Raw genomic sequence first — 25,427 nt, 5'->3', positions numbered from 1 at the left:
CCTGGGTTAGTAAACAATTCGGTGGCAAAGCGCATCGGCGCCCGGCATCAGAATATTTCCGGCGACTTGCGGAAGCTGTTCAAAGCGTGACTCTCCGCTGATCAACGCATCCAGAGCCGGCTCTGACAGCATGGAAAGCGCCAGTTCCAGACGGCGGCGATGGTTCCAGCGCGGCCTGCGCTCCGGCGATAGCTGGCCCACCTGGCTTGATTTCAGAGTCAGCCGGTTCGGGTGAAACGCGTGGCCAAGCGGCACGGAAACAGGCATGTCTCCATACCAGCTCAGTTCAATCACCCGGGCATCCGGCCCCGCCAGCGACAAGGCTTTGGCCAACCCAGAGGGGTGCCCGGAAGCATGAAATACCAGGTCACAGTTCTGGATGTCCGGCTCGGTAGTGAACCGTACGCCAAGGGCTTGAGCCACCGATCTTCGCCCTTCATTGGTATCAACCGCAATCAATTCCACGCCGGGAATGCGATTGACCAGCCAGGCCACCAACAAGCCCACCACGCCAAGACCAATCACCGCGACCCGGTCACCAACCGCAGGCTGCCCATCCCAGACTCCATTAACGGCGGTCTCCATGTTGGCCGCCAGCACTGCTCGCTCGGCTGGAACCTTGGCTGGCAAAGGCAGAACCGCGGATGCGGGCACCGCGTATCGCTGCTGGTGAGGATAGAGGCAGAATACGTTCTGCCCCAGCAGGGCTTCCGGCCCGTCCACAACCTCTCCTACACTGGCATAGCCGTATTTCACCGGAAACGGAAATTCGCCTTCCTGAAACGGTGCCCGCATTCTCTGGTATTCGTTTTCAGGAACCTGGTTGTTGTAGACGAGGGATTCCGTCCCCCGGCTGATGCCGGAATAGCGGGAACGAACGATCACATACGGTGTTTCAGAAGCGGGAAATGTCGGCTCGGGCACTGGCCCTAACCTGGCCTCCTGATACCCGGTAATCCAAAAGGCAGTGTTGTTCTCAACGTCCATGAATAGTCCATTTGATGAATGGCCGCGTACGCAAAAGCAGTCTCTCCAAACTATAGTCATAGAATGGGAGCTTGCTAACGCCACTCACAGGCTATACGGACGCAATGGCGTATGGATTCCACCAGCACCTCAATGAAAGGAAGTTTCAGCCCCATCAGTGATCTGATCCTGGGAATGCTGGGCCTGGCTGGCGTTTCGTTTTTTCTGGCCAAAGCCTTTGATCTGCCAACCGGCTTCTGGTTAATCACCTTTGCGTTCTATCTCGGGCAAAGTGTCCTTGTCCTCCGGCACTGGCGTTGGAGAGCCGACTTCGGCTGGGCCAACCGCGCCACGCTGCTGCGCTCGGTTCTGGTGCTGGCACTGGTTGGCTGGGCTCCGTTCCTCGGTGACCACTCCTCTTCAGCAGCCTCACCCGCGCTCTGGAGTTATGCGGTTATCAGCCTGATAGCCCTGTTGCTGGACGGTGTCGACGGCAAAATCGCCCGGGCAACAGGAAGCCATAGCGCCTTCGGTGCCCGTTTCGATATGGAGCTGGACGCGCTCTTTATCCTCGGGCTGTGCGTTGCCACACTGGCTCTGGAGAAAGCCGGCAGCTGGGTGCTTGCCCTGGGCCTGATGCGTTATCTGTTCGTATTGGCCAGTTGGCCGTTGCCCTGGCTGAATAACCCGCTGTCAGACAGCTTCCGACGGAAGACCATCTGTGTCTGGCAGGTGGTCACACTGATGGTCGCCGTTGTGCCCATTACCCCTGCATTGTTCGCCAGCCTGACGCTCGGGCTCGCTCTGGCATTGCTTGCCTGGTCCTTTTATCTGGACGTGCGCTGGCTCTACCAAAGGAGACAAAATCATGAAGCTTTCATTTCCTGAAGCTCTGACAACCTCAATCCTGCTGGCCACCGCTACCAGTGTGTCTGCAGAGCCGGCTAAGTTCGAAGTGGACGAAGAGCACTTTTCCATGAGCTTCGAAATCATGCATATCGGTTATGCCCCGGTGATGGGCATGTTCCGGGATATTGAAGGCCAGTTTGAATACAACGAAGAAACCGGAGAACTGAATTCCGGAAAGCTGGTTTTCAAAGCCAACAGTGTCTTTACCAACCACGATAAACGGGACGACCACCTCCGCAAGCCCGATTTTCTGGACGCCAGCAAATACCCGGAGATTACCTTTGTGGTGAGTGACTTTGAAAAAACCGGTGACAATACTGGCGTAGTGACCGGCGACCTGACCTTGCTGGGGCAGACCCGGCCGGTCGATGTGAATGTCACCCTGAACAAAGCGGCGGAGTATCCCATCGGCCATGAGGACTACACCCTGGGCATAAGCGCGGAGGCTGTCATCAACCGCAGCGATTGGGGCATGACCTACGGCCTGGAAAATGGGCTGGTGGGAGATGAGGTACAGCTGCGCTTCGGCTTTGAGGCCATCAAAGACAGTGGCTGGTTCTGACTTTGAGAACCGCCTCTCAAAACGACACAAAACCTCCGCAATTCCGGCCAAAATTTTTGCCGTTTAGGACAATCCGACCCTATGGTTAAAAGTTAACCCAACCATCAACAACAATAACGGGGTCTGACAATGCCGTACCGGGCATTAAGCCTAACCCTGGCCATCACCGCCGGTGTGGCCGGCACCGTGTGGCTGCTCTCTGCCGAGAACGAGGGCAGCTTCCGGGGCCTGCTGCAAGACACCAACTCTTCCGCGCCCCAAATGGTTGCTAGCCAGGATACCGTGGCTCCGGCCACACCTGCCGGGCCTGTTCCCGAGCCACCCTCTGAAAATGCGCTGGGCTTCATGCTGGCAAGTGTTGCAGAGGAATACCAACAGACCATTCGGTACCCGGATTATTCGGTGCCGCTGACAAAAGCTCAAGCAGAGGCTTACCAAGGCAACCGCTACCACCCGGTGGTGCTCCCGCTCGAGGGTGATGGCCGCTTTGTGGTGACACTGGACAAATTCCGCTTCAGCCAGGGTGAGCCGATTCTGGTGGTGGCGTCCCTGAATGGTCGTCAGGTGTTCGGCCAGTCTCTGTCCGCCACCCTGGAGAGGGCCGGAGAGCGGGACCGGGTAGCCTCTGCCGAGCTGGAGAATGCAGACCCCGGTTATTACCAGGGCACCGTCAGTTCCGATCATCCCCCCGGCGAGTACCGGTTGATTGTGGAGGCCCGGGTAGACGGCAAGCCCGTTCGACATGTGTCTTCACTGACCATCGAACCCGATCTGGGCAGCTTCGAGGGCCTGGAAACCGTCTATGTGTCTGGGAACGACCTCGTCATCCCTGTGCGCTTCGACCCGGAACAGTCCGGCTATTACGCTCTCTCTGCACAGCTCTACAGCGGCGAAACCCCGCTGGCCCAATTGCAACAAGAAACGTCTCTGGGCAGCAGCTCGGCCGTCATTCGCCTGAAAGCCCATGGCAGCGTCTTAGCCAATCGCGACATTCAGGGCACCCTGCAACTTAGGCATTTGCAGATACGCCGGTTACCCGCCGCCCCGGGCGACCGCACCGACTACGCCTTCGGTCCCGAGGAAGGCTATGAATTTTCACCGCCGGATCTGGACGGCCTCCGAGACCAGCCGGCGATGAATCCCGAATCAGAACAACGTGCTGCCCTGCTGCGGCAACTGGCGGACAAGTTCTGATAACACCACAACAATAAATCGGAAAGAAACGGAGCAACCAATGACAATGAAAAGAAGAGGATGCCTGACGAAAACCGCCCTCGCGACTGCGCTGGCTGGCGGCCTGTTTGCCACTGGCGCAAGTGCGCAGTTGGCCGGCCACAATGTGATCCTGGTTCACGGCTTCATGATGGATGATCTGTCCAACCCACCGGCCAACTTCCAGGAAGTCCAGCAGGCCGGCGAAGATAACTGGCGGGAATACTGGCTGAACCGGGCCGAAGCCCGTATCGACTGGGCCAGCAATGGCCGGGTAGAAGGTCAGATCGCCCAGCAGGCTTTTCAGCAACTGCGGCAGATCAGTCAGCAAGGGCTGTGTAATGACTACTGCGTTGTTGTTACCCACTCCACCGGCGATCTGGTAACCCGCCATCTGCTGGAAAACCAGGCGCGCTGGCTGCAATCGGAAGGCCTGCAACCGCTGAAAATCCTGGCAGTACTGGACATGGCCGGTGCCGGTGGTGGCACGGAACTGGCCGACCTGGCCGTGAGCATTGCCTACAACGACAGCTGGTACAACTGGCCGGTGAAACAGGCAGTCAAAGCCTTTACCGGCATTGACCCGGAGCCGGATAATCTGGGTGTGGTCAACGACCTGCAGACCAACGTTGCCCGCAACCTGGCCGTCAGCCCCAACAGCATTCCGCGCCTGCGGTTCGTTGGCGGTGGCTCATCCTACGGCGGCATCACCAAACCCTTTATTGATGGCACCGACGATGGCGTGGTTCCCACCCATTCAGCCTGCGGAGCAACCAGTGCCAGCGGCATTGATTCCTGCTCCAACAGCATCAGCCTGGCCGGTAAAGTCAGCGGACAGAACGGCCCGTCCGGGTTGTATTACAACCACTACCCGGTGCTGATGAGCGAGGGCGCCAACCATGGCGACGTGATCAATACCCAGACCGGCAACACCGCTGTCCCCGTGGTGAACAACACCACCCTGAACGGCCTGCGTGTGGACTTTGCCAGCCGCACCTACAATCAGCGTGCGTGGTGGCAGTTCTGGGGCTCTGGCGACCAGTACATTGAAGTGCCAAACTCCAGCCAGACCAGCCTGCCCAATCTTGTATACACCACACTCAACAACTGATCGATCGTTGTTGCAAAGGCTCAGGGATGAGCCACTCCCTCGGTTTTCGCTGCTATCTTTTTTAATTCGCAAACTATAGATTGAGCCCTCTGATTTTTATTGATGCCGGTTCAATCATGTCTGACGCCCACAAATCTGATCTTTACCTGGTACTCGTTACCCTGCTGGCGGCGATTGGCTGGATGCTGTCTAAAGAGGCAGTTTTAATGATGCCGCCCCTGATGTTCATGGCGGCTCGCTTTCTGATTGCCGGCGCCTTTCTCGCCCTGCTGGCCTTACCCTCGCTGTTAAGGCTTACCCGGGACCAGATACTCCGAAGCCTGGGCGTGGGCTTTGTGTTCGGCATTGCCATGACTTGCTGGATCATGGGGCTGTATCACACCGACAGCATGGGCGAAGGCGCGTTTCTGACCAGCCTGGGCGTGGTGATTGTCCCGATTATTGCCCGTACAGTATTTGGCGAACAGCAGCCTTTGAGCACCTGGCTGGCGATACCGATTGCGGTGGCAGGTCTGGCGCTTTTGTCCCTGGAAAACGGCTTCAGGCCAGACCCGGGGCAGCTCTATTTCGTTCTGGCGGCAACCATCTTTGCCCTGTACTTCACGCTCAATACGCGCGCCGCCAACCAACGCATCGTGGTCGACAAGCAAGGCAAAACGGTGGAGAAAAAGAAAGTACCGGCACTGCCGCTGACGGCCATTGCCCTGCTTACCGTTGGGACCGTGACCTTGGCGGAGTCCGCCATCAGCGAGCGTTGGACTCACACACTGACCAACCCCGAACCCATGCTCTATGTCTGGGTACTGGCCAGTGCCTTGATTGCCACAGCGGGACGTTTCCTGTTGCAGACCTATGCCCAGAGCCTGTCGGTTAACAGCCACGGTGTAGTGATACTGGTACTGGAACCGGTGTGGGTTGCTGTCTTCGCGGTTGCCTGGTTCGGCGAAACCATGACCCTGCTGCAAATAGCCGGCTGCGCGCTGATTTTTGCCGCGCTTCTGGTCAATCGCTGGAACGCCCTCAGCCGCGCCATCAAGGCCCTGATGAAAGCGAAAAATCCCCCGCAAAGAGGTTGACCAGGGCACCCGAAATCCGTATATTTCCACCCCGTTGCAGGACAGGACCATAGCTCAGTTGGTTAGAGCGCTACCTTGACATGGTAGAGGTCCGCGGTTCGAATCCGCGTGGTCCTACCAATCCTGCAGAAGAAGTTGCTTACAGCTTTGCTGGGCGGCTTTTTTTGTGTCTCGCATTTGCTGTTAGCAGTCGTAGAGGGCAGACCAGAGAAGCCTGCCCTCCTCCGGTCAGAAGTACAGAACCACACCTATTTCACTGCAATCGTCATAACTCTCGACAACGGCACCATCAACCCAGACCGCAACTGCCTTGGCGGTACCGCCTGCGCTGCTACCAAAGCGAACCTCGGCCTCACCGTTGCTGGACAGTTTTACGATTCCGGACACCGGGCACTCCAGGTTGGAGGAAAACTCCACCGGATCCGGGGTCTCCAGCTTCATGTAACCACCAATCGCCGAGCCGACAATGGTGGCGCGAACCGAATACTCCGAGTCTGCATCCGTTCCCGAATCCCGGTTCTGAGCGTCGGCAATGGCGACGTAGCGCTTACCCAGCATCATCTCGTATCGTTTGATATCCCGAACGTAGCGCCAGCTCGTGACTCCACCATTCTCATTCAGATAATCGCTCATACGAAGTGCGCCACTGAAACGAAGCGACTCACCCGTGCGCTGGATTGTTCCGGACAGATCGTCCATGTAAGAACTCTTCCAACTGGCAGCGGTTTCCGATTCGGCGATCAGGACGCTTTCGTAGATGGTGCTGCCACTGATCATAATAGGGCCATGGGTCGGGGTATCCAGCACGCATCTGCTGAATCGGGTGGTCTCCTCCAGGGAGTTCTCAGTCTCTGTCCAGCGGATTTCCAGGTTACCACCACCCGCACATGGGTAAGTGCCCTGCTCCAGGACCGACATATCTTGAATAGCCGACGTGTACTCATCAATAATTGACCACCCCAACGCAAGATCGTCGCGGAGGCGTATCAAGCCTTCAGCACCGCTATCTCTGGTTATCGATACTGATTTTTGGGCAAAGTTCTTGTTGTCGTAGCTCAACTGAGGCCCAGTCTGCTCTTCAGGCTGATCATTACCTCCACCCCCGCTTCCGCCACCGCAGGCAGATAATACAAGCACCATGGGCAACAAGGGCCCCCATCCAATACGGCTCAACTGGATCATGTTCTTTCCTTTTTTCTTATGATTTCAGGCTTATTCTTCAGGCGCGATCACTGCCATTCCCGAGGCGATACAGTCTGTGCGCTTCTGGTTGCGGCATTGATGAAAAAGACGGGATAACTCTTGCAGGAATTGCGCACTCGTAGCGGCGACATCCGGTGTCGTCTAGTCCATATCCGGGCAGTGATGTCTAATCATGCGACATATCGTTAGGTCGCGAAAGGTTCAGGCGGGGGCAGACTCAAAAGTCGTGGACTGGTTCATGGTTCTGGCGTTACCAGCTATCCCCCTCTTTTTTATCTTTCGCGTCCTGTTCTGCTTTGCGCTGACGAATCTTCTCAAGCTTTTCTTTGGGGATTTTCATATTGGCCCCATCTCTGAGTAGCAGCAGGCTTCCCACAATCATCGCGAATGCGGCGAGTATAAACAGCCAGCCAATCATTGGCATGTTGATATCTCCTTGAGGTGGCTTTTCATCAGTGTACACCCTCAGCGCTCACTGTCATCAATGTGCCTTGAGGTACAAGCGTCTTGTCGATACTTTCCCCGCTCCGTATCATTGCCGGCAACCATCTTGGATCCTCTCCTTCCGGATAAAAACGCCGATGCGCAAACAGTTTGATGTCACCGTAGACCAGAGCACGACGGCTGTGGATGCGCTTGCAGGCGCCTCGGGCCTGCCCAAGCAGCGCATCAAGGATGCCATGGCCAAAGGCGCGTGCTGGTGGACACAGAAGGGAAAGCAGGTGCGTTTACGCAAGGCCAAGCGGGAACTGAAACCCGGCACCCGTATTCAGCTGTTCTACGATGATCAGGTGTTGGCGCGCAAGCCGGAAACACCGACGCTGCTGGAGAACAAAGGACGTTACAGTGTCTGGTTCAAGCCCCACGGGCTTTTATCACAAGGGTCTCAATGGGGCGACCACTGCAGCCTGCTGCGCCTGGCGGAAATTGAACTGAACACACCCTGCTTTCTGGTACACCGCCTGGACGCCGACGCTGCAGGTCTGATGCTGATTGCCCATGACGGCAAGGCTGCGGCGGCCCTTTCAGAATTGTTTGCCGGGCGAGCCATGACCAAGATCTACCGGGCGCGGGTCGCCGGCAACCTGATGGCGGATGATCTTCGCCTCGACACACCACTGGATGGCAAGGACTCAATCAGCCGCGTGACGACACTGAGCCGGGATGAGGAATCAGACACAACGGACGTGCAGGTACGAATCGAAACCGGCCGTAAACACCAGATCCGTCGACACCTGGCCGGCATTGGCCACCCGATTGTGGGAGACCGGCTGTATGGCGCGGCATCTGCGGGTGGCCTGCAACTCACCGCCGTTGAATTGGCTTTCCAATGTCCTGTTACCCGGAAAGCACAGGTATTCAGGCTTCCGGAACAGCGACCATAAACAAATAAGGCCAGCGTCTCGGCTGGCCTTATTCATAAGCGATGATGGACGCTCAGGCGTTGTAAAAATCCCGATACCAGTCCACGAAGTTGGCAATGCCCTCTTCCACCGTGGTAGACGGCTTGTACCCCACATCGTTGATCAGGTCATCGACATTGGCGTAGGTGGCCGGCACGTCACCCGGTTGCAACGGCAGCAGATTCTTCTCAGCTTTCTTGCCCACCCGCTCCTCAATAATCTCGATAAAACGGGACAACTCCACCGGGTTATTACTGCCGATATTGTAGATTCGGTAAGGCCCCTTGCTGGTGCCCGGATCCGGCTGGGCACCGCTCCAGTCCTGGTTCGGCTGGGCTACGTTGTCCAGAGTGCGGATAACGCCTTCGACGATGTCGTCGATGTAGGTGAAGTCCCGCTTGTGATGCCCGTGGTTAAACACGTCGATGGGCTCACCGGCCAGGATCTTTTTGGTAAAGATAAACAGCGCCATATCCGGCCGGCCCCAGGGGCCGTAAACAGTAAAGAACCGCAGCCCGGTGGTGGGCAGGTTGTACAGATGGCTGTATGTATGGGCCATCAGCTCGTTGGCTTTCTTGGACGCCGCGTACAGGCTCAGCGGGTGATCCACGTTATCGTGCACAGAGAATGGCATGGACTCATTGGCCCCGTACACGGAGCTGCTGGAGGCATAAACCAGGTGCTTGACCTCGTTATGACGGCAACCCTCAAGGATGTTCATGAAACCGACCAGATTGGCATCCACATAGGCATGAGGGTTTTCCAGAGAATACCGGACTCCGGCCTGGGCTGCCAGGTGAACTACCCGCTCGGGCTTGTGTTCACGAAAAACCGCTTCCATGGCCTCGCGGTCGGCCACGTCCTGGCGTACTTCGGTGAAACCGGGCTTGTTCAGCAGCCGGGCCAGGCGTGCTTCCTTGAGATTGACGTCGTAATAGTCGTTGACGTTGTCCACGCCAATCACTTCATCGCCACGATCGAGCAAACGGTGAGCAAGATGCGAGCCGATAAAGCCGGCGGTTCCCGTAACGAGGATTTTCAAGATCTGTTCTCCATGAAAAATGGCGCCCGAAGGCGCCTTTTAGCGGTCCTGGTCAGAACGCCACACCCACACTGGCGAAGGGTCCGGACATTTCGACATCCAGTTTGTCATCATCATCTTCATAGTCGATGGCCATCTGACGATAGCCCGCCCGCAGCTGCAGCATGGCGAATTCATACTGGCCATAAGCGTTGAAGTCGTGCAGGGAGTCGCCGCTGTAGCTGATGAAATTGCCCTCTGCACCTACGGACACGCCGGTTAACGGCAGGTCAAAACGGGCGGCGAGGTAGCCCATAGGGACGACGGCGTCGACGGAGGTTTCACTGACATTGGCAATGTCATTCACGTCCCGTAAAACCAGCTCACCATCAAAATTTCTGGCGGTCAGGCCCAGATCGAGGTTCACCCAGTTATCAAGCACTTCGTAGTACAGGGTGACGTCCAGTTGGTCGATATCCAGATCCGAACGAACAGGAGCCCCTGGCAGAATTCCATCAAATGCTTCCAGCCCGATCTCACCACGCCCACTCTGGGAAATGCTGGTGTAATTCAACCGTACGTTCGGCAGCACCGGAATCGGATGCTCGAAAAACGCCGTGAAGTTTGCGTTGCTGTCGCTGTCGAGGTTGAGATCCTTTTCAATATCAACGGCCGAATCCTTGTTGACCACTTCGCCGGAGAAATCGGAATCCCAATAGCTAACGTTGGCGCCAACGCCCAGTACATCAGCATTGGCCAGCGGCGCGGCCAAAGCCAGTGAGCCACCTACAACAATCATCAGTTTACGCATAACGCACCCGTTTTTGTGGTTGTATTAGCCGGTCAGTCAAACTTTATGCCGAGACGACGACCGACTTCTTCATAGGTTTCAATCACTTCGCCAAGGCCTTGGCGGAAGCGATCCTTGTCCATTTTCTTGCGGGTCTCCTTGTCCCAGATACGACAGCCATCGGGGCTGAATTCGTCACCCAGAACGATCTGGCCACCACTGCGGCCGAATTCCAGCTTATAGTCCACCAGCAGCATGCCGGCGTCGTCAAACAGTTTTTTCAGTACGTCGTTGACCTTATAGGTCAGCTCTTTCATCCGGGCCAGCTCATCGGCCTTGGCCCAGCCGAAGCTGACCGCCAGGGATTCGTTCACCATCGGATCGTGCAGCGCGTCGTTTTTCAGAAAGAGCTCAAAGGTGGGCGGGTTCAGCTCCAGACCCTCTTCCACGCCAAGGCGACGGCACAGGCTGCCCGCAGACACGTTGCGCACCACACACTCAACCGGGATCATCTCGAGCTTCTTGACCAGGGACTCGGTATCAGAGAGTAGCCCTTCGAAATGGGTAGGTACGCCGGCCGCTTCCAGCTTTTCCATGATGAAGGCATTGAACTTGTTGTTCACCATGCCCTTGCGGTTCAGCTGTTCTTTTTTCTCTCCGTCAAAGGCAGAGGTATCGTCACGGAATACCAGAACAAACCGCTCGGGATCATCCGTGCGGTAAACCGATTTTGCCTTGCCGGCATAAAGCTCTTCGCGCTTTTCCATTACTTTCTCCAAACGGCCGGTGGCCTCGGCCACCCCGTTAATCAATACAGATGTTCAAAGAGTTGGGTGAGCAGATCTGCTGAACTGCGCTCACCCCCGTAGCTGTCCTGCTGCTCGGCGGTAACGCTCATAGCGTCCGCGCTCTGCTGAATTCGAACTGTGTGGGTGTGAACCGGCTTTTCGGCATCGCTGAACCACGAGAACCAGCCCGGGCTGCGTTCGTCTTCCGTGCGGAAATCCACCTGCAACCAGCCTTCGCTCCGGTTCAGATCCAGTACCGGCAGCCCCATTTCCTCCAGCGAACGATTGACCTCTGCCCAGGTGCGGCCGAAATCCAGTTCCACTCGAATGGCAACCGCTTCATCCTGCTCCGACTGCAAGCGCACCAGCGGCTCGGATACCATGCCTGAGGCCGCCCGCGAGAAGGATTTGTTGTCCTCACGCTGCTTGAGGAAATCCCCCAGCTCGGCCAACAGCGCCCGTTGTTGTTGCTCGGAGGGTGCATCCGAAACAGTGCCACTGTCCCAGGGCAGAAGCTCTTCCGGAGCTTGCTCCAGCTCCAGAATACGGACGCGGATTTCGGTGGTTTTACGCCGGATGCCAGGGGCCAGGCGGGCCTGCATCACCACCTTGGGTTCTGTTGCGGTCGGACTGTCAGCGAGCCCCAGCAGCGTTCGGCTGCGCTTGCTGAAGTTTGCCAGTTCACTCTGGAGAATCCCCAGTTGCGGGCTGTCATGGGCAATGCCCAGGCCGCTTTCATTCATCCAGGCACTAACCACGGGCCAGAGTCGGCCCGGCACCTCATTGACCAGCAACCAGATACGGCCGTCCAGCTCTTCAATCACATAGTTTTCATCCAGAATCTCGGATGTCATATCTGGCGGACGGGGAATCGACGACGGGTAAAGATTGCGGGAATCGGCCGTGTTGATCGACCGTATCGGCATGGTCTCGCTCAGTCGGGAGCTGTCGAGACCTTCAGGCACCTGAATCGGCTCGCCTTCCGGCGCGTTGACATAGCCTTCGGAACGATCATTTATGAAACTGCAACCGGCCAGGGCACTGGCAAGTACCAGCGCCGAAACAGGTCTAACGAACAAAACGGTTTTCTTACGGGCTCTTGCAGGAACCTGCATCGGGTTACTCCGGTTAACGGTAACGGTGGCCTCAGAGAACACCTGAGGCCTTGAGCGCGTCTTCCACCTCGCCGTGGAACTTTTCACTGAGCGGCGTCAGTGGCAGACGGATGCCCTCACCGATCATGCCCATGCGGTACAGCGCCCATTTTACCGGAATCGGGTTGGCTTCCAGGAACAGCTTGCGATTAAGCGGCATCAAAAGCTCATTCAAGCGGCGGGTTTCGTCTTCGTTGCCCGCAATGGCCGCTCCACAGAGCTCAGCCATGGCTTTCGGAGCAACGTTGGCCGTTACCGAAACATTACCTTTCGCGCCCGCCAGCATCAGATCCGCCGCTGTGGCGTCGTCACCGGAATACACCGCAAGGCGGCCACCCAGGGCTTCGATCAGCTCGGCGCCACGGGGAATGTTCCCGGTCGCGTCCTTGATACCAACGATATTGGGGATATCGGCCAGGCGAACCACCGTCTCGTTCAACATATCGCAGGCAGTGCGGCCCGGTACGTTGTAGAGAATCTGGTTCATGCCCGGTACCGCTTCCGCGATGGCCTTGAAGTGCTGATACAGGCCTTCCTGGGTCGGCTTATTGTAGTAAGGCACCACGAGCAGACAGGCATCGGCACCGAGTTTGTGGGCTTCGGTGGTCAATTCAATGGCTTCGCGCGTACTGTTACCACCGGTACCGGCAATAACGGGAATCCGGCCGTTTACACGTTTTATGATGTGCCCGATCGTCCGGATGTGTTCCTCCGGATCCAGGGTTGCGGATTCGCCAGTGGTGCCCACAGCAACAATGCCATGGGTGCCGTTTTCGATATGAAAGTCCACCAGCTTGTCCAGATCCTCCCAGTGAATATCACCGTTTGGATACATGGGCGTGACCAGTGCGACAAGGCTACCCGTAATCATAAAAGCTCCGTCCGAATAAAACCGATATGGTAATGTTGGGCTCGAACTGACACAAGGGAATTAAAGGAGATGTCATGTCATCCGTAGCATTGAATCAACCCGTGCCAGAATTTCAGGGTGAGGCCACTGGCGACCAGACCGTTCGCCTGAGCGACCTGAAAGGCCGGAACATCGTTATTTATTTCTACCCGAAAGACAATACACCGGGCTGCACCACCGAGGGCCAGGACTTCCGGGACAGAATGGAAGCCTTCACTGCCGAGGACACCGAGATATTCGGCGTCTCGCGGGATGGCCTGAAAGCCCATGATAACTTCCGGGCGAAATACAGCTTTCCGTTCCACCTGATTTCCGACAAGGACGAATCCCTGTGCAAGCTGTTCGACGTCATCAAGCTCAAGAAGCTTTATGGCAAGGAGCACCTTGGCATTGAACGCAGCACCTTCCTGATCGACAAGGAAGGCGTGCTGCGCAGGGAATGGCGCGGCGTCAAGGTCAAAGGGCACGCCGACGATGTGCTGGAAGCCGTCAAGGCCCTTTAACGCCCTATTCCGCAATGGCTGGTGGCGGAGGCGACTCCTTCACCGGCCAGGCCGCGAAAACCGCTTTCAACATCGTCGCCAGTGGAATCGCAAAAAACACGCCCCACAAGCCCCAGATTCCGCCAAAGAACAACACGGCAACAATAATCGCCACCGGGTGCAAGTTGTTCACTTCCGAGAACAGAATCGGTACCAGGACATTGCCATCAAGCGCCTGAATAATGCCGTAGATGACCATGACCCAGATAAAATGGCTGCCCCAGCCGAACGCAAACAGGCCGATCACTGCCACCGGAATGGTGACCACCGCAGCGCCAATGTAGGGAATCACCACGCTCAGCCCCACCAACAGGGAAAGCAATGCCGCATAAGGCATGCCGAGAAACTTGAAGGCGACATAGGTGACGCCACCCACTATCAGGATCTCCACCGCCTTGCCACGGACATAGTTGGCACACTGCAGGTTAACCTCGTGCCAGATGCGAACCATCATTGGTCGCTGCGGAGGTAGCAGGCGGGCAAATGAGTTCACCAGGACCCGACGGTCTTTCAGAAAGAAGAAGACCAGGATAGGCACCAGAACCATGTAGATCAGCAAGGCCACAAGGTCCGGAATGCTGGAGAGCGAGAAAGACACCAGCCATTGAGTCAGGTGCCCTACTTCGGCCGAGATCTGCTGATACATGGTATTCACAGATTCAGCAGAAACCAGATGCGGATATTGTTGCGGCAGAACCTCAAGATAGGACTGCAGCTCGCGGATGATCCGTGGCGCTTCGCCGGCAAGGGTACTCAGCTGGGTCCAGATCAACGGCAACAAGCCGAAGATAAAACCCACCAGCACGCCCAGGAACACCACAAACACGCCAATCACGGCGATCAGCTCAGGCACACCCATCCGGTTCAGTTTTGACACCAGGCCCTGCAGAATGAACGCGACAATCAGGGAAGCGATGGCCGGCGCCAGCATGGCCCCGAACCAGATGATAAAGACGGTGCCTGTCACCAGTAGCAAAAACAGGATGACGGCTTCTTCGTCTGAAAAATACTTGTGGGCTAGACCGCGCAGAATTCTGACCATGAATGACTCCGGAAATTAACCGCCGCACTTTATCACGAAACGGTATTCCCCATTACTCTCCGATTGGCTGACAAGCGTATGGGCCGACAACGCCAGCCAGGCAGGTATGTCCCTCAGTGAGCCGGTATCCGTGGCGACAACCACCAATTCCTCCCCGGGCGTCATGGAATTGAGTTCCAGCTTGGTTTTCAGCAGCGGCATGGGACAACGCAGGCCGCTGGCATCCAGGGTTCTGTCAGCCATAATCAGCATTTACCATTACGTTTCATACAGTAATCAGGCAGGCATTATGCCGCTGGTGTTACTCTATTGCATCACAAGAGTTGGTAATACTCCGGAGAACTTGCCGGCTGCCGCCTTGTCAAACGGGCAACACGAATTCGAGGCATCCTCAGACATATGAAGTACCAGAACGAAGGCCAACACCGCTCCCCCTGGGCCCTGATCGTTTTTCTGGCGCTCAGCATGGCGGTCACCAGCCCGGCCACACGCGCGCAGTCGTCAGACCTGCCAAGCATCGGCGGTAGCGGCGGCCTGATCTCCGGACAGATGGAAGCTGATATTGGCCAACAGGTTATGGCCTCCATTCGCCGTTCAGCCCCGCAACTTCAGGACCCACTGGTCTACGACTACCTGAGCGCGATCATTTATCGTCTGGTGCCGTCCGCACCGCTGGATAATCGCAACCTGAAACTGGTGCTGATTGACAGCCCGGCCATCAACGCTTTCGCCGTGCCCGGCGGCGTAGTAGGCGTAAATGGGGGCCTGTTTCTGAACGCCGCCACCGAACAACAATTTGCCTCGGTCCTGGCCCACGAACTGGCCCACCTCAGCCAGCGCCATTTTGCTCGCCGAATGCAGCAACAGGAAACCAGCGCTCCGTTAACCCTGGCCGGCATGATCGCCGGTATCGTGCTTTCTGCGGTTACCCAGTCAGACATTGGCATTGCCGCCATTGCCGGCACCCAGGCCATGGCTGTGCAGAACATGCTGGCCTACAGCCGCTCCCACGAACAGGAAGCCGACCGGGTTGGCATGGACATCCTGGCCAGTGCCGGCATGGACCCGAGAGGTATGCCCGAGATGTTCGAAATCATGATGAGACAGAACCGCCTGCAGGGAAATCGCCTGCCGGAATACCTTTCCACTCACCCGCTGACCCAGAACCGGGTTGCCGACACCCGCAATCGGGCCGAACAATACCCTGATACCCGGGTGCAGGACGGACAGGAATATCACCTGGTTCGCAGCCGCCTGCAGGTGCATTACAGCGAATCCCCGGAAACGGCGATAGAAACGTTCGAGGCTTACCTGGCCCGGGAAGACGCCCAGCGCAACGATGCCATTCGCTACGGCCTGGCGGTGGCTTATCAGGAAAGCCGGCGCTATGAGAAGGCGGAGCAGCTAATGCGGGAATTATTGAAAGCCAACCCCGGGCGCATCACGTTCCAGGTATCACTGGCGGAAGTTCTGCTCAGCCAGAAACGGTATGCCGACGCCAGAGCGCTTATGCAGGAGGCCCTGGCGCGCAATCCCGGCAACTATCCAATAACATCCACACTGGCGGCCATCGAGATTGCCGATGGTAACGGCGCCGCCGCTGCCGACTACCTGAGGGAGCTGACTCGCCGCCTGCCCAGCCAGGAGCAACTGTGGCTGAGACTGGCCGAAGCCGAAGGTATGGCGCGAAATATTGTCGGCGTACACCGGGCGAGAGCGGAATACGATGTACTGATGGGCGATCTGAAATCAGCACAGCGGCAATTGCGCCAGGCCCAGGAGAAACTGCCGGCCGGCTCCGCCGAACGCCAGGTGGTGAGTGAGCGCCTTGGTGAGCTGACTAACCGGCTTCAGGCGCGCGAAGCCGGTTAGGAATAACCCCGAAGCCTTCAGGCGTTGCCGGCAGCCTTGAGGTTCATGTTGGCGGTGAAGTCCAGCATCTGGCGCAGCGGGCGCAGCGCGTCTTCTCGCAGCTCGTCATCCACATGCACTTCCTGGTCGCCATGCTCAAGCACGTGCAGCAGATTCTCCAGACCGTTCATGGCCATCCAGGGACAATGGGCACAGCTTCGGCAGGTTGCGCCGTTGCCCGCGGTGGGCGCTTCAATCAACGTTTTGTTGGGCGCCAGCTGTTGCATCTTGTAGAAAATGCCGTTGTCGGTTGCAACGATAAACTCTTCATTCGGAAGCGTTTGCACCGCATTAATCAGTTGCGAGGTTGAACCGACCACATCCGCCATCTGTACCACCGCATCGGGTGACTCCGGGTGCACCAGGATTGCTGCATCCGGGTACAGAGCCTTGAGGTCTTCCAGGCCACGGTACTTGAATTCCTCGTGCACGATGCAGGAGCCGTCCCACAGCAGAACGTCTGCGCCTGTGGTTTTCTGTACATAGCCGCCCAGGTGTTTGTCTGGCGCCCACAGGATTTTTTCACCTTTGGCGTCCAGATGCTCAACAATGGCCTGGGCGCAACTGGAGGTGACCACCCAATCGGCCCGGGCTTTCACCGCAGCCGAGGTGTTGGCATAAACCACGACGGTGCGATCCGGGTGCTGATCACAGAACTCGGAGAACTCGTCTGCCGGGCAACCAACATCAAGCGAGCAAGTTGCCTCCAAAGTCGGCATCAGAACCTTTTTCTCCGGATTCAGAATCTTTGCCGTCTCTCCCATGAAACGAACGCCGGCAACGACAACGGTGGAGGCCGGGTGTTGGTTACCGAAGCGCGCCATTTCCAGGGAATCCGCCACACAACCACCGGTCTCTTCTGCCAGCCGCTGGATGTCCGGGTCGGTGTAATAATGCGCTACCAGAACGGCATCCTTCTCCTTCAGAGCCACCTTGATCCTGGCCTCGAGATCAGCTTTCTCTGAGGCGCTCAGGGGCTTGGGCTCCGCCTGATGGGCGAGATGTTCCTGAACCAGAATGCGGTCTTGCGCTTTAGTCATCACTTATTCTCTGATTGACGTTAACGGCCAGAGTATATCACTTCTGCCTTTGGTTTCATGATCCTGCAATGTGGGTATGCCAGGTTGCAGGATAGCGTCCGTCCTGTGGGTATAGGTGGGTTCTTGCGGGCAAAAAAAAAGAGCCTTTCGGCTCTTTTTTCCGCAAACCCCGTGGTGACGGCTTGCCTTGTTGGTGGGTCGTGAAGGATTCGAACCTTCGACCAATTGGTTAAAAGCCAACTGCTCTACCAACTGAGCTAACGACCCCTGACTGGCTGTGCTGGCTTTTCATCCAGCGAACGCGCGGCCAAAACCTCGCACTCTGAATTTGGTGGGTCGTGAAGGATTCGAACCTTCGACCAATTGGTTAAAAGCCAACTGCTCTACCAACTGAGCTAACGACCCAAACGAGGCGCACATATTACTGATATTTTTTTGGTGATCAACCCCTTTTTTTCATGGTCGACCAACTTTTTTCAATGACCGATCAAGATCCGTGCAAGTTGACCAGATACCGATCAACCCTGGGCGGAATCAAGATACTTCTTCGCCAACTCTGCCGCCCCTGAATCGGGGTACTGCTCGACAACGGAGGTCATCCGACGCCGTGCCTCGTCTTTTTCGCCAAGGCGATCCAGAGTCACCCCCAGCTTGTACACAGCGTCCGGCGCCTTGCGATGATCACTATAGCGCGTCGCAACGATGGTAAAAGCCTGACGGGCCTGCTCCAACTGGGGTTTCGCCAGATAGACTTCACCAAGCCAGTAATAGGCATTAACGGTGAGGTCGCCCTCGGGATAGGTATCCACAAACTCGTACAGGCGGGTTATCGCCGTGTCGTAGTCTTTCTTGTTGCGGATAAGGTCGATAATGTCGTTATAGGTTTTCTGCTCTTCCGGTTCCGGCGAACGATACACCCGGGTCGGCTTCAGTCTTCCACTGTCTGCTGAAGCTCCCGCTGCAGCCGACTGCTGTGCAGCACTGGCCCCGGACTCGACGGCCTTGGACAGCTCCAGTATCCGCTGATCCAGATCCACATAGCGGTCCCTGCCCTGCTGTTGCAGGCGACCAATCTGGTGCTGCTGTTCTTCAACCTGGCCACGCAGGTCTCGCACTTCGCGCTGCAGTTGCTGAATCATGTAGAACAGCTCTGCCGTGGCCTGGTTGTTGCCAGCCTTACGCTGGGCCTCGGAGCTGTTGTTCTGGAATGCGGGTGTGGACGACTGTGCATGGGCGACTCCCGCCAGGCCAAGGCCCAGCGGGATCAGCACGGCCGCCATGAGCTGTTTTCTCATGGATACGTCCGTCTAGGTCGGTTTTACTGGAATACCAGCTCTACGCGACGGTTCTGTGCCCAGGCACTTTCAGTGGAACCACGCACGGCCGGCTTTTCTTCACCATAGCTTACGGTTTCAATCTGGCCACGGGAAGCGCCGTTTACGATCAGGAAGCGCTGTACGGCATTCGCGCGGCGCTCACCCAGAGCCAGGTTGTATTCCTTGGTGCCACGCTCATCCGCATGACCTTCCAGGCGTACCTGCTGACGCGGGTTGTCCGCCAGGTAGCGAGCGTGGGCAACCAGCACGTCACGGGCGTCCGGCTTGATTTCGGACGTATCGAAATCGAAGTAGAAGGTGGTGATGTCACGCAGGGCTTCCTGCTCGGCTTGCTCCTGAGCGGCCCGGCGCTCGTCATCAGTCAGCTCGGAGGCGGAAACGCCGGAGCCATCCGCACCACCGTAAACGGTAGAACCGCCATCCTGATCAATCGCGGCCACGTCAGAACCGTAAGCACCCTCTTCCATGTTCTCACCGGTGGAGCTACAACCAGCAACCAGGCCGGCGGACAGGAGCATGGCAAACGCTTTTGTAGAGAAAGACATCTTCATCACGTTATTTCCTCTTTTCAGGTCTTCGTTGAATTAATTCAGTTCAGTACATTTTCAGCGGGTAACCGGCCCCCAGGCCGGCTCCCGCACTTCGCCCTCGGAGGCCGGCAGGCTATACGCCGCACCTCCGTCTGCGGATACCACGGTCAGTACGCCTTCCCCGTTCTGACGGGTTGCGTAGATCAGCAACCTGCCATTGGGAGCCACACTGGGTGATTCATCGGAGCCGGTGCGGGTAATAACCGTCTCTTCGCCGGTCTCCAGGTTCGTTCTGGCAATATGGAAGGCACTGTCGCGCTGATGAACGTAATAGACATAGTCACCCGTGGGGCTCGGTCGCGGCCTTGCGTTGTAGCGACTGCCAAAGGTAATTCGACGCGGCTCAGCCCCCGGGCGTTCCATGTGATAGAGCTGCGGACCACCGGAGCGATCAGAGGTAAAGTAGATACCCCGGTCGGCATGGTCCCATGCGGCTTCGGTATCAATCGCCCAATGGTCGGTCAAACGCGTCAGATTGCGGCTGGCAAGGTCCATTCGGTAAATCTCGGCGTTACCGTCACGGGAAAGCGTCATCAACAGGGAACGGCCATCGGCCGACCAGGCCGGTGCCGAGTTCAGCCCCGGGAAGTCTGCGACCTTCTGGCGCTCACCGGTAGCCAGTTCGTGGACAAAAATAACCGGCTTGCCCGTCTCAAAGGAAACATAGGCCAGTTTCTTTCCATCCGGCGACCAGGCCGGTGACAGAATCGGCTCCCGGCTTTCCAACCGGACTTTGGAGCGCTTACCATCCACATCGCTGACCTGAAGCCGGTAACGGGTCTGCTCGCCCTCACCAGACACGGTGATGTAAGCCAGCTTGGTGGAGAATACACCGGGAGCTCCGGTAATAGCCTCATACACCCGGTCACTGATGTGGTGGCCCAGCGATCGCAGGTTAGAGGCAGGAACTGCCGCCGTTTCACCAAGAATCCGCTTCTCCTGGTTAACATCAAACAACTCGTAGCGGGCCTGAATCCGATCGCCATTGCGGGTCAACTGACCTACCAGCACATAGCGCTGTCCCAGCATGCGCCAGTCCCGGAAATACACCTCGGAGCGTTCAGAGGGAAGGCTCAGCATTTTCGATGGTTCTAGCGGGCGAAACTCACCACTCATGGTCAGATCTGCCTGCACGATACTGCCCACCTTGTCCCCGGCGGGCATACTGCCACTCTCTGCGAACGGCACAACGGCAATCGGAATGGCCGACCCCGCACCTTCGGTAATGCGGATCAACAGTTCCGCCCGGGCGCCCAGGGATGCCGTCAAAAACAGCACCAGGCAGGCAATAACCGGTGTCTTCAGAAAGTTACCAGAGCAACGGGATCTGCTTTTCATAAACATTATCAACCTCACCGCAGTCTTTGCGGGTTGAATTCAATCATGAACTGGCGGAAATAACGCTCAAACGTGTCACGATTATCCGGAATGGGATAGCGGTTCAATGATCGGACCGCACTCAGGGCCGAGTTATCAAACGCAGTGTTGCCACTGCTACCGACCAACTTCACACTGGCCAGTTCACCGGTGGGCAACAGTGTGATCTGCAACCTCGCCGTCATGTTTTCATTCGCTGAGGACGGCGGATACCACGCCTGCTTTAACCGCTCGCGAATCAACGCCTGGTATTTATCACTCTCGCTCTGCATCTGTGCTTCTCTTGCACGCGCTGCCGCGGCTTCCTGCTGGCGGCGGGCTTCCGCTTCACGCTCCTGCCTGGCCTGATCCGCCAGCGCTTCCAGTTGCTGTTCACGCAGGCGCCTCTCAGCCTCAAGACGTTTCCGCTCCGCCTCTTTGCGAGCTTCCTCTTCGCGGCGCTGGCGTTCAGCCTCTTCTTTCTTTCGCTGCTCTTCCTGGCGGCGCTTTTCTTCCTCGGCGCGGCGTTTAGCTTCTTCTTGCCGCTTGCGCTCTTGCTCAGCTTTCTGCCGTTCCCGCTCTTTGGCTTCGGCTTCCGCTTTCTGGCGCGCTGCTTCACGCTCTCTGGCTTGCTTCTCTGCCAGCTCCTTAGCCTGCGCCTCTTGCTGGCGACGCTCTTCTTCACGCCTGCGAGCTTCTTCCTGAGCCTTCCGTTCCGCCTCCTGCCGGGCTTTTTCTTCAGCCTGGCGCTGGCGTTCAGCTTCTTCCTGCTCGCGCGCCTGTGCCTGCTTGCGCTCCTGCTCTTTATCCGCCTCGTCCTGCTCTTCCACCACCGGTGTCGGTCTTGGTTCAGGACTGATCAGCCGGGCCGAAATACTTCTGGGCTCCGGTTCTGGTGGCGTATTCCACGACCACCCGGCCAGAGCAATACCGAACAACAGCAGGTGCAGCCCTACCGAGACCGCCACCGGCGATTTCAGAGGTGCTTTTCCGGTACTGACGATGTCCCGCTTGTGGCCCTTCAAAATGTCACCATCATCCAATTACTGATTATCATTGGGCGCGTCGGTAATCAGGCCAATCCCGGTGGCCCCGGCAGCCTGAAGCTCAGCCATCAGGCGCACCACCACACCGTAGTCCACGTACTCATCGCCCCGGACAAGTACTTCACCGTTGCTCCGTTGGGACAGAATCTTTGCCACCTGGTTGCGCACCTCGTCCAGCGCCATCGGCTCGCTGGCGTCGTCACCCACTTCCAGGTAGTAGGCGCCATTGCTATCGACAGACACGGTGATGGACTCCACGTCTTTGTCCTGTTGAATCGGATCGGAGGTTGTCTCCGGTAGATCCACCTTAACGCCCTGGGTGAGCATCGGTGCCGTCACCATGAAGATCACCAGAAGCACCAGCATCACATCGATGTAGGGGACTACGTTGATCTCAGACATCGGCTTGCGCCGTTGCTGAGGCATCATTCCCATACCTTTCATCTCGCTACACTCCTGTTACCGCCAGATGGCAACTTATGCTGCGGCCTGATCACTGTTGTGGACCCGGCGATGCAGAATGCTGGAAAACTCTTCCGCAAAGGTTTCATAGTTCTTCAGCAAGGCGTCGGACATGGCCGAGAACCGGTTATAGGCAATGACCGCAGGGATGGCCGCGAACAGGCCCATGGCCGTGGCAATCAACGCCTCAGAGATACCCGGCGCCACCGTAGCCAGCGTGGCCTGTTGCACCTGCGCCAGACCGCGGAAGGAGTTCATGATGCCCCACACGGTACCGAACAGGCCAACGTAGGGACTGGTGGAACCGACCGTGGCCAGGAACGGCAGATGGGTTTCCAGGCGCTCCTGCTCCCGGGAAAAAGCCACGCGCATGGCCCTTTGGGTACCTTCCATCACCGCGTCGGCATCCCGGCTCTGCTGACGAAGGCGGGAGAACTCTTTGAACCCTGCCCGGAACACAGACTCCATACCGGAAAACGGCGTTGGCTCCGCACTCACTTCTTTGTATAGCTGGCCCAGATCCATGCCGGACCAGAACCGGTCCTCAAATTCCAACTGAGCCTGACGGGCTTTCCGGAAGACCTGCAGGCGCTGGAAAATCAGAGCCCAGGAGACGACCGATGCCAGCATCAGCAACAGCATGACCAACTGCACCAATATCCCTGCATTCGCAATCAGATGCCAGACTGACAGTTCCGTTTCCACTGTTCACTCCCAAGTAGTTTTGTAAATCTTTCAACAAATTATACGAAATTCTTAAGAATTTCCTGCATATTTTCCGGAAGACGTCGGGGCTTGCCGGTATCCAGTGCAACACAGGCCACACGGACGTCTGCATCACACAGTAACTGCCGATCATCCGCCCGATACACGCATTGCCGAAAGCCCATCCAGACCCGGGATGCGGCTTTCAGTTCAGCTGTAACCAGCAACTGATCATCCAGCTTCGCGGGCATCCGGAAGTGCAGATTCATCTTTTGCACCACGTAACTGATGTTGTGCTCCAGCCCCGCACGAAGCCCAACGCCCTGGCTACGGACCCACTCCGTTCTGGCACGCTCCATGTAGTGCAGGTATTTGGCATGAAAAACAATGCCACCGGCATCCGTATCTTCTATGTAGACCCGAACCGGCAGTTCAAAGCTGGCAGAGGGATCACTCAAAAAGGTCGTCCTCCCGGCCGGATCTGGGCGGCACTACTCCGAAATGCTGGTAGGCATTCGACGTCACCATACGCCCTCTCGGTGTACGCACCATGTATCCCTGCTGAATCAGGAATGGCTCCAGTACGTCCTCAATGGTACCCCGCTCCTCACTGATTGCGGCCGCCAGACTCTCCACACCCACCGGGCCACCATCAAATTTCTCGATCATGGCGAGCAACAAGCGACGGTCCATGTGGTCGAACCCTTGGCTGTCCACTTTCAACATGTTGAGTGCCTGGTCGGCGATATCCGCAGTGATATGGCCGTTGGAGCGCACTTCGGCAAAATCCCTGACTCGCCGCAACAACCGGTTGGCAATCCTTGGCGTTCCCCGGGACCGACGGGCAATCTCGAACGCCCCTGCCTCGTCGATTTCCACCGACGACAGCCGGGCCGAACGGGTAATGATATGGGTGAGGTCCTGGTGATTGTAGAACTCCAGGCGCTGGACAATGCCGAACCGGTCTCGCAGCGGAGACGTCAGCAGACCAGCACGTGTGGTTGCCCCCACCAGCGTAAACGGCGGCAGATCCAGCTTGATAGACCGTGCAGCTGGCCCTTCACCAATCATGATATCCAGCTGATAGTCTTCCATGGCCGGATAGAGCACTTCCTCCACCGCCGCACTCAGGCGATGGATCTCGTCGATAAACAGGACGTCACCTTCCTCGAGGTTGGTGAGCATGGCAGCCAGGTCTCCGGCCTTTTCCAGTACCGGGCCGGACGTCGTCTTGATCGAGACACCCATCTCATTGGCAATGATGTTGGCCAGAGTGGTTTTACCAAGCCCGGGAGGGCCGAAAATCAGCACATGATCCAGCGCTTCCTGGCGGCCCCGGGCAGCGGAGATAAAAATCTCCATCTGTTCGCGTACCGTAGGCTGGCCCACATACTCGGAAAGCAACGTCGGACGGATGGCCCGATCATGCACTTCCTCATATTCTCCGGCCTTGGCCGATATCAATCGGTCCGATTCAATCATCGCATTATCCGCTTGCTGGGAATAAACAACATGCCCGCTGGCTCACCCTGTAAGTCAGGTTGCACCAATTGTACAAAGGGGCGCTTATGAGTCACGTTACGCTCTATACACATTGGTGTCATGGTTCTGTGGCCATAGCCGACACAAAAACGCCGGGTTGTTACCCGGCGGGAATCATATTCTTCAGGGCCAGACGTATCAGCGTTTCGCTGTTCATATCCGGGCCGGCCACCTTGCTGATCGCCTTGGCCGCCTCCTGGGGCTTGTAGCCAAGCGCAATCAATGCGGCCTCCGCCTCCTCACGTGGGTCAGGTCCAGCCTGACTCGCCATAGCCGCCCCGGCTCCAGTCGGCACATCGGGCTGAGACGGGACGAACTGCCCTTCCAGCTGCCCTATCCTGTCGGCCATTTCAATCAACAGCCTCTCGGCCGTTTTTTTGCCGACACCGGGCAGTTTCACCAGCGAATTCGCGTCCCGAGCCTCGACACAGCGGATGAATTGCTGAGCATCCAGGCCCGACAGAATGCCCACAGCAAGTTTGGGGCCAACACCGTTAACCTTGATCAGCAGCCGGAACAGATTTCGATCCAGACGGGAGGCAAAACCATAAAGGCTCTGGGCGTCTTCACGAACGGCGAAATGGGTATGAAGGGTTACTTCCTGCCCGGTCTCGGGCAGATGAAAAAACGTGGTGTAGGGAATGTCAATTTCGTAACCCAGGCCGGAACATTCCACCAGCGCCTGCCCGGGAGACTTTTCAATCAGCATTCCTCGGATTCGACCAATCAAACCGGCTCTCCTGTCGCGG

At 57.2% G+C, this 25,427-nt stretch carries 28 protein-coding genes and 3 tRNA genes; 9 read left to right on the top strand and 22 right to left on the bottom strand.

Annotation, left to right across the window (positions count from 1 at the left end; translation table 11 throughout):
- Positions 1-6 precede the first annotated feature (6 nt).
- On the bottom strand, positions 7-987 hold the full coding sequence (locus MARHY_RS07765) for a zinc-dependent alcohol dehydrogenase (protein ID WP_041654659.1): 981 nt from the start codon (positions 985-987) through the stop codon (positions 7-9).
- 111 nt (positions 988-1,098) lie between these two features.
- Between MARHY_RS07765 and MARHY_RS07760 the strand changes: the two genes are divergently transcribed.
- The 6 genes from MARHY_RS07760 to MARHY_RS07735 all read left to right on the top strand — a co-directional run bounded on the left by MARHY_RS07760 (position 1,099) and on the right by MARHY_RS07735 (position 5,956).
- On the top strand, positions 1,099-1,854 hold the full coding sequence (locus MARHY_RS07760; RefSeq protein ID WP_014421281.1) for a CDP-alcohol phosphatidyltransferase family protein: 756 nt from the start codon (positions 1,099-1,101) through the stop codon (positions 1,852-1,854).
- Complete coding sequence (locus MARHY_RS07755) at positions 1,835-2,437, top strand: YceI family protein (RefSeq protein ID WP_014421280.1); 603 nt, start codon at positions 1,835-1,837, stop codon at positions 2,435-2,437. The genes MARHY_RS07760 and MARHY_RS07755 overlap by 20 nt, the downstream gene beginning before the upstream one ends.
- Positions 2,438-2,566: 129 nt before the next feature.
- Positions 2,567-3,631 carry a hypothetical protein gene (locus MARHY_RS07750; protein ID WP_014421279.1) on the top strand — a complete coding sequence of 355 codons (1,065 nt, stop codon included), beginning with the start codon at positions 2,567-2,569 and terminating at the stop codon, positions 3,629-3,631.
- Between the two features lie 40 nt (positions 3,632-3,671).
- On the top strand, positions 3,672-4,760 hold the full coding sequence (locus MARHY_RS07745) for a hypothetical protein (RefSeq protein ID WP_041654657.1): 1,089 nt from the start codon (positions 3,672-3,674) through the stop codon (positions 4,758-4,760).
- A 116-nt stretch (positions 4,761-4,876) separates the two neighbouring features.
- On the top strand, positions 4,877-5,836 hold the full coding sequence (locus MARHY_RS07740; protein ID WP_041654656.1) for a DMT family transporter: 960 nt from the start codon (positions 4,877-4,879) through the stop codon (positions 5,834-5,836).
- A 43-nt stretch (positions 5,837-5,879) separates the two neighbouring features.
- Positions 5,880-5,956: transfer RNA gene (locus tag MARHY_RS07735), tRNA-Val, on the top strand.
- Between the two features lie 108 nt (positions 5,957-6,064).
- Here the strand turns inward: MARHY_RS07735 and MARHY_RS07730 are convergent.
- Positions 6,065-7,018: a hypothetical protein gene (locus MARHY_RS07730; RefSeq protein ID WP_226374425.1), complete on the bottom strand. Its 954-nt coding sequence runs from the start codon at positions 7,016-7,018 to the stop codon at positions 6,065-6,067.
- A gap of 271 nt (positions 7,019-7,289) precedes the next feature.
- Complete coding sequence (locus MARHY_RS18500) at positions 7,290-7,463, bottom strand: DUF2897 family protein (RefSeq protein ID WP_011785168.1); 174 nt, start codon at positions 7,461-7,463, stop codon at positions 7,290-7,292.
- 157 nt (positions 7,464-7,620) lie between these two features.
- On the opposite strand from MARHY_RS18500, the gene MARHY_RS07725 reads away from it, so the two are divergent.
- Positions 7,621-8,424 carry an RluA family pseudouridine synthase gene (locus tag MARHY_RS07725; RefSeq protein WP_014421275.1) on the top strand — a complete coding sequence of 268 codons (804 nt, stop codon included), beginning with the start codon at positions 7,621-7,623 and terminating at the stop codon, positions 8,422-8,424.
- Between the two features lie 52 nt (positions 8,425-8,476).
- Here MARHY_RS07725 and MARHY_RS07720 read toward each other — a convergent pair whose 3' ends face one another.
- The 5 genes from MARHY_RS07720 to dapA all read right to left on the bottom strand — a co-directional run bounded on the left by MARHY_RS07720 (position 8,477) and on the right by dapA (position 13,066).
- The gene (locus tag MARHY_RS07720; protein ID WP_041654650.1) at positions 8,477-9,484 is read right to left on the bottom strand and encodes an NAD-dependent epimerase; all 1,008 of its coding nucleotides are present in this window, start codon (positions 9,482-9,484) and stop codon (positions 8,477-8,479) included.
- Positions 9,485-9,536: 52 nt separating this feature from the next.
- Positions 9,537-10,274 (bottom strand): TIGR04219 family outer membrane beta-barrel protein, encoded by a 738-nt coding sequence (locus tag MARHY_RS07715; RefSeq protein ID WP_014421273.1) that lies wholly within the window; start codon positions 10,272-10,274, stop codon positions 9,537-9,539.
- Positions 10,275-10,306: 32 nt separating this feature from the next.
- A complete protein-coding gene (gene purC, locus MARHY_RS07710) occupies positions 10,307-11,020 on the bottom strand; it encodes a phosphoribosylaminoimidazolesuccinocarboxamide synthase (RefSeq protein WP_011785172.1) in 714 nt (237 codons plus the stop codon).
- Between the two features lie 41 nt (positions 11,021-11,061).
- Positions 11,062-12,120, bottom strand: a complete 1,059-nt coding sequence (gene bamC, locus MARHY_RS07705) for an NlpB/DapX family lipoprotein (protein ID WP_226374424.1) — start codon at positions 12,118-12,120, stop codon at positions 11,062-11,064.
- 67 nt (positions 12,121-12,187) lie between these two features.
- Positions 12,188-13,066, bottom strand: coding sequence for a 4-hydroxy-tetrahydrodipicolinate synthase (gene dapA / locus MARHY_RS07700; RefSeq protein WP_014421270.1), 879 nt, complete (start codon positions 13,064-13,066; stop codon positions 12,188-12,190).
- Positions 13,067-13,140: 74 nt separating this feature from the next.
- Between dapA and MARHY_RS07695 the strand changes: the two genes are divergently transcribed.
- Positions 13,141-13,608 (top strand): peroxiredoxin, encoded by a 468-nt coding sequence (locus tag MARHY_RS07695; RefSeq protein WP_014421269.1) that lies wholly within the window; start codon positions 13,141-13,143, stop codon positions 13,606-13,608.
- 4 nt (positions 13,609-13,612) lie between these two features.
- Here the strand turns inward: MARHY_RS07695 and MARHY_RS07690 are convergent, their stop codons facing one another.
- Entirely contained in the window at positions 13,613-14,689 is a 1,077-nt protein-coding gene (locus MARHY_RS07690; protein ID WP_011785176.1) for an AI-2E family transporter, read from the bottom strand.
- A 15-nt stretch (positions 14,690-14,704) separates the two neighbouring features.
- On the bottom strand, positions 14,705-14,932 hold the full coding sequence (locus MARHY_RS07685; protein WP_011785177.1) for a sulfurtransferase TusA family protein: 228 nt from the start codon (positions 14,930-14,932) through the stop codon (positions 14,705-14,707).
- A gap of 156 nt (positions 14,933-15,088) precedes the next feature.
- Here MARHY_RS07685 and MARHY_RS07680 point away from each other — a divergent pair, with 156 nt between their 5' ends.
- On the top strand, positions 15,089-16,561 hold the full coding sequence (locus MARHY_RS07680; protein WP_014421267.1) for a M48 family metalloprotease: 1,473 nt from the start codon (positions 15,089-15,091) through the stop codon (positions 16,559-16,561).
- A gap of 17 nt (positions 16,562-16,578) precedes the next feature.
- On the opposite strand, the gene nadA is transcribed toward MARHY_RS07680, so the two are convergent.
- The 12 genes from nadA to ruvA all read right to left on the bottom strand — a co-directional run bounded on the left by nadA (position 16,579) and on the right by ruvA (position 25,408).
- Positions 16,579-17,640 (bottom strand): quinolinate synthase NadA, encoded by a 1,062-nt coding sequence (gene nadA, locus MARHY_RS07675; protein ID WP_014421266.1) that lies wholly within the window; start codon positions 17,638-17,640, stop codon positions 16,579-16,581.
- Positions 17,641-17,831: 191 nt separating this feature from the next.
- A tRNA-Lys gene (locus tag MARHY_RS07670) sits at positions 17,832-17,907 on the bottom strand.
- Between the two features lie 62 nt (positions 17,908-17,969).
- Positions 17,970-18,045, bottom strand: a tRNA-Lys gene (locus MARHY_RS07665).
- Positions 18,046-18,158: 113 nt separating this feature from the next.
- Positions 18,159-18,935 (bottom strand): tol-pal system protein YbgF, encoded by a 777-nt coding sequence (gene ybgF / locus MARHY_RS07660; RefSeq protein ID WP_014421265.1) that lies wholly within the window; start codon positions 18,933-18,935, stop codon positions 18,159-18,161.
- A gap of 23 nt (positions 18,936-18,958) precedes the next feature.
- Positions 18,959-19,528, bottom strand: coding sequence for a peptidoglycan-associated lipoprotein Pal (gene pal, locus MARHY_RS07655; protein WP_011785181.1), 570 nt, complete (start codon positions 19,526-19,528; stop codon positions 18,959-18,961).
- A 54-nt stretch (positions 19,529-19,582) separates the two neighbouring features.
- The gene (gene tolB, locus MARHY_RS07650) at positions 19,583-20,905 is read right to left on the bottom strand and encodes a Tol-Pal system beta propeller repeat protein TolB (RefSeq protein WP_049756932.1); all 1,323 of its coding nucleotides are present in this window, start codon (positions 20,903-20,905) and stop codon (positions 19,583-19,585) included.
- A gap of 14 nt (positions 20,906-20,919) precedes the next feature.
- The gene (gene tolA / locus MARHY_RS07645) at positions 20,920-21,948 is read right to left on the bottom strand and encodes a cell envelope integrity protein TolA (protein WP_266100679.1); all 1,029 of its coding nucleotides are present in this window, start codon (positions 21,946-21,948) and stop codon (positions 20,920-20,922) included.
- Positions 21,949-21,966: 18 nt separating this feature from the next.
- Positions 21,967-22,413, bottom strand: a complete 447-nt coding sequence (gene tolR / locus MARHY_RS07640) for a protein TolR (protein ID WP_011785184.1) — start codon at positions 22,411-22,413, stop codon at positions 21,967-21,969.
- A 33-nt stretch (positions 22,414-22,446) separates the two neighbouring features.
- The gene (gene tolQ, locus MARHY_RS07635; RefSeq protein ID WP_011785185.1) at positions 22,447-23,136 is read right to left on the bottom strand and encodes a protein TolQ; all 690 of its coding nucleotides are present in this window, start codon (positions 23,134-23,136) and stop codon (positions 22,447-22,449) included.
- Positions 23,137-23,174: 38 nt separating this feature from the next.
- Positions 23,175-23,594 carry a tol-pal system-associated acyl-CoA thioesterase gene (gene ybgC / locus MARHY_RS07630; RefSeq protein WP_011785186.1) on the bottom strand — a complete coding sequence of 140 codons (420 nt, stop codon included), beginning with the start codon at positions 23,592-23,594 and terminating at the stop codon, positions 23,175-23,177.
- Positions 23,587-24,618, bottom strand: a complete 1,032-nt coding sequence (ruvB, locus tag MARHY_RS07625) for a Holliday junction branch migration DNA helicase RuvB (protein ID WP_011785187.1) — start codon at positions 24,616-24,618, stop codon at positions 23,587-23,589. Before ruvB ends, ybgC begins: the two co-directional genes overlap by 8 nt.
- Positions 24,619-24,778: 160 nt before the next feature.
- Complete coding sequence (ruvA, locus tag MARHY_RS07620; RefSeq protein WP_014421260.1) at positions 24,779-25,408, bottom strand: Holliday junction branch migration protein RuvA; 630 nt, start codon at positions 25,406-25,408, stop codon at positions 24,779-24,781.
- Between the last annotated feature and the right edge of the window lie 19 nt (positions 25,409-25,427).

It is taken from the genome of Marinobacter nauticus ATCC 49840 (assembly GCF_000284615.1).
Taxonomy (GTDB): Bacteria; Pseudomonadota; Gammaproteobacteria; order Pseudomonadales; family Oleiphilaceae; genus Marinobacter; species Marinobacter nauticus.
This window is presented reverse-complemented; position numbering and strand designations above follow the sequence as displayed.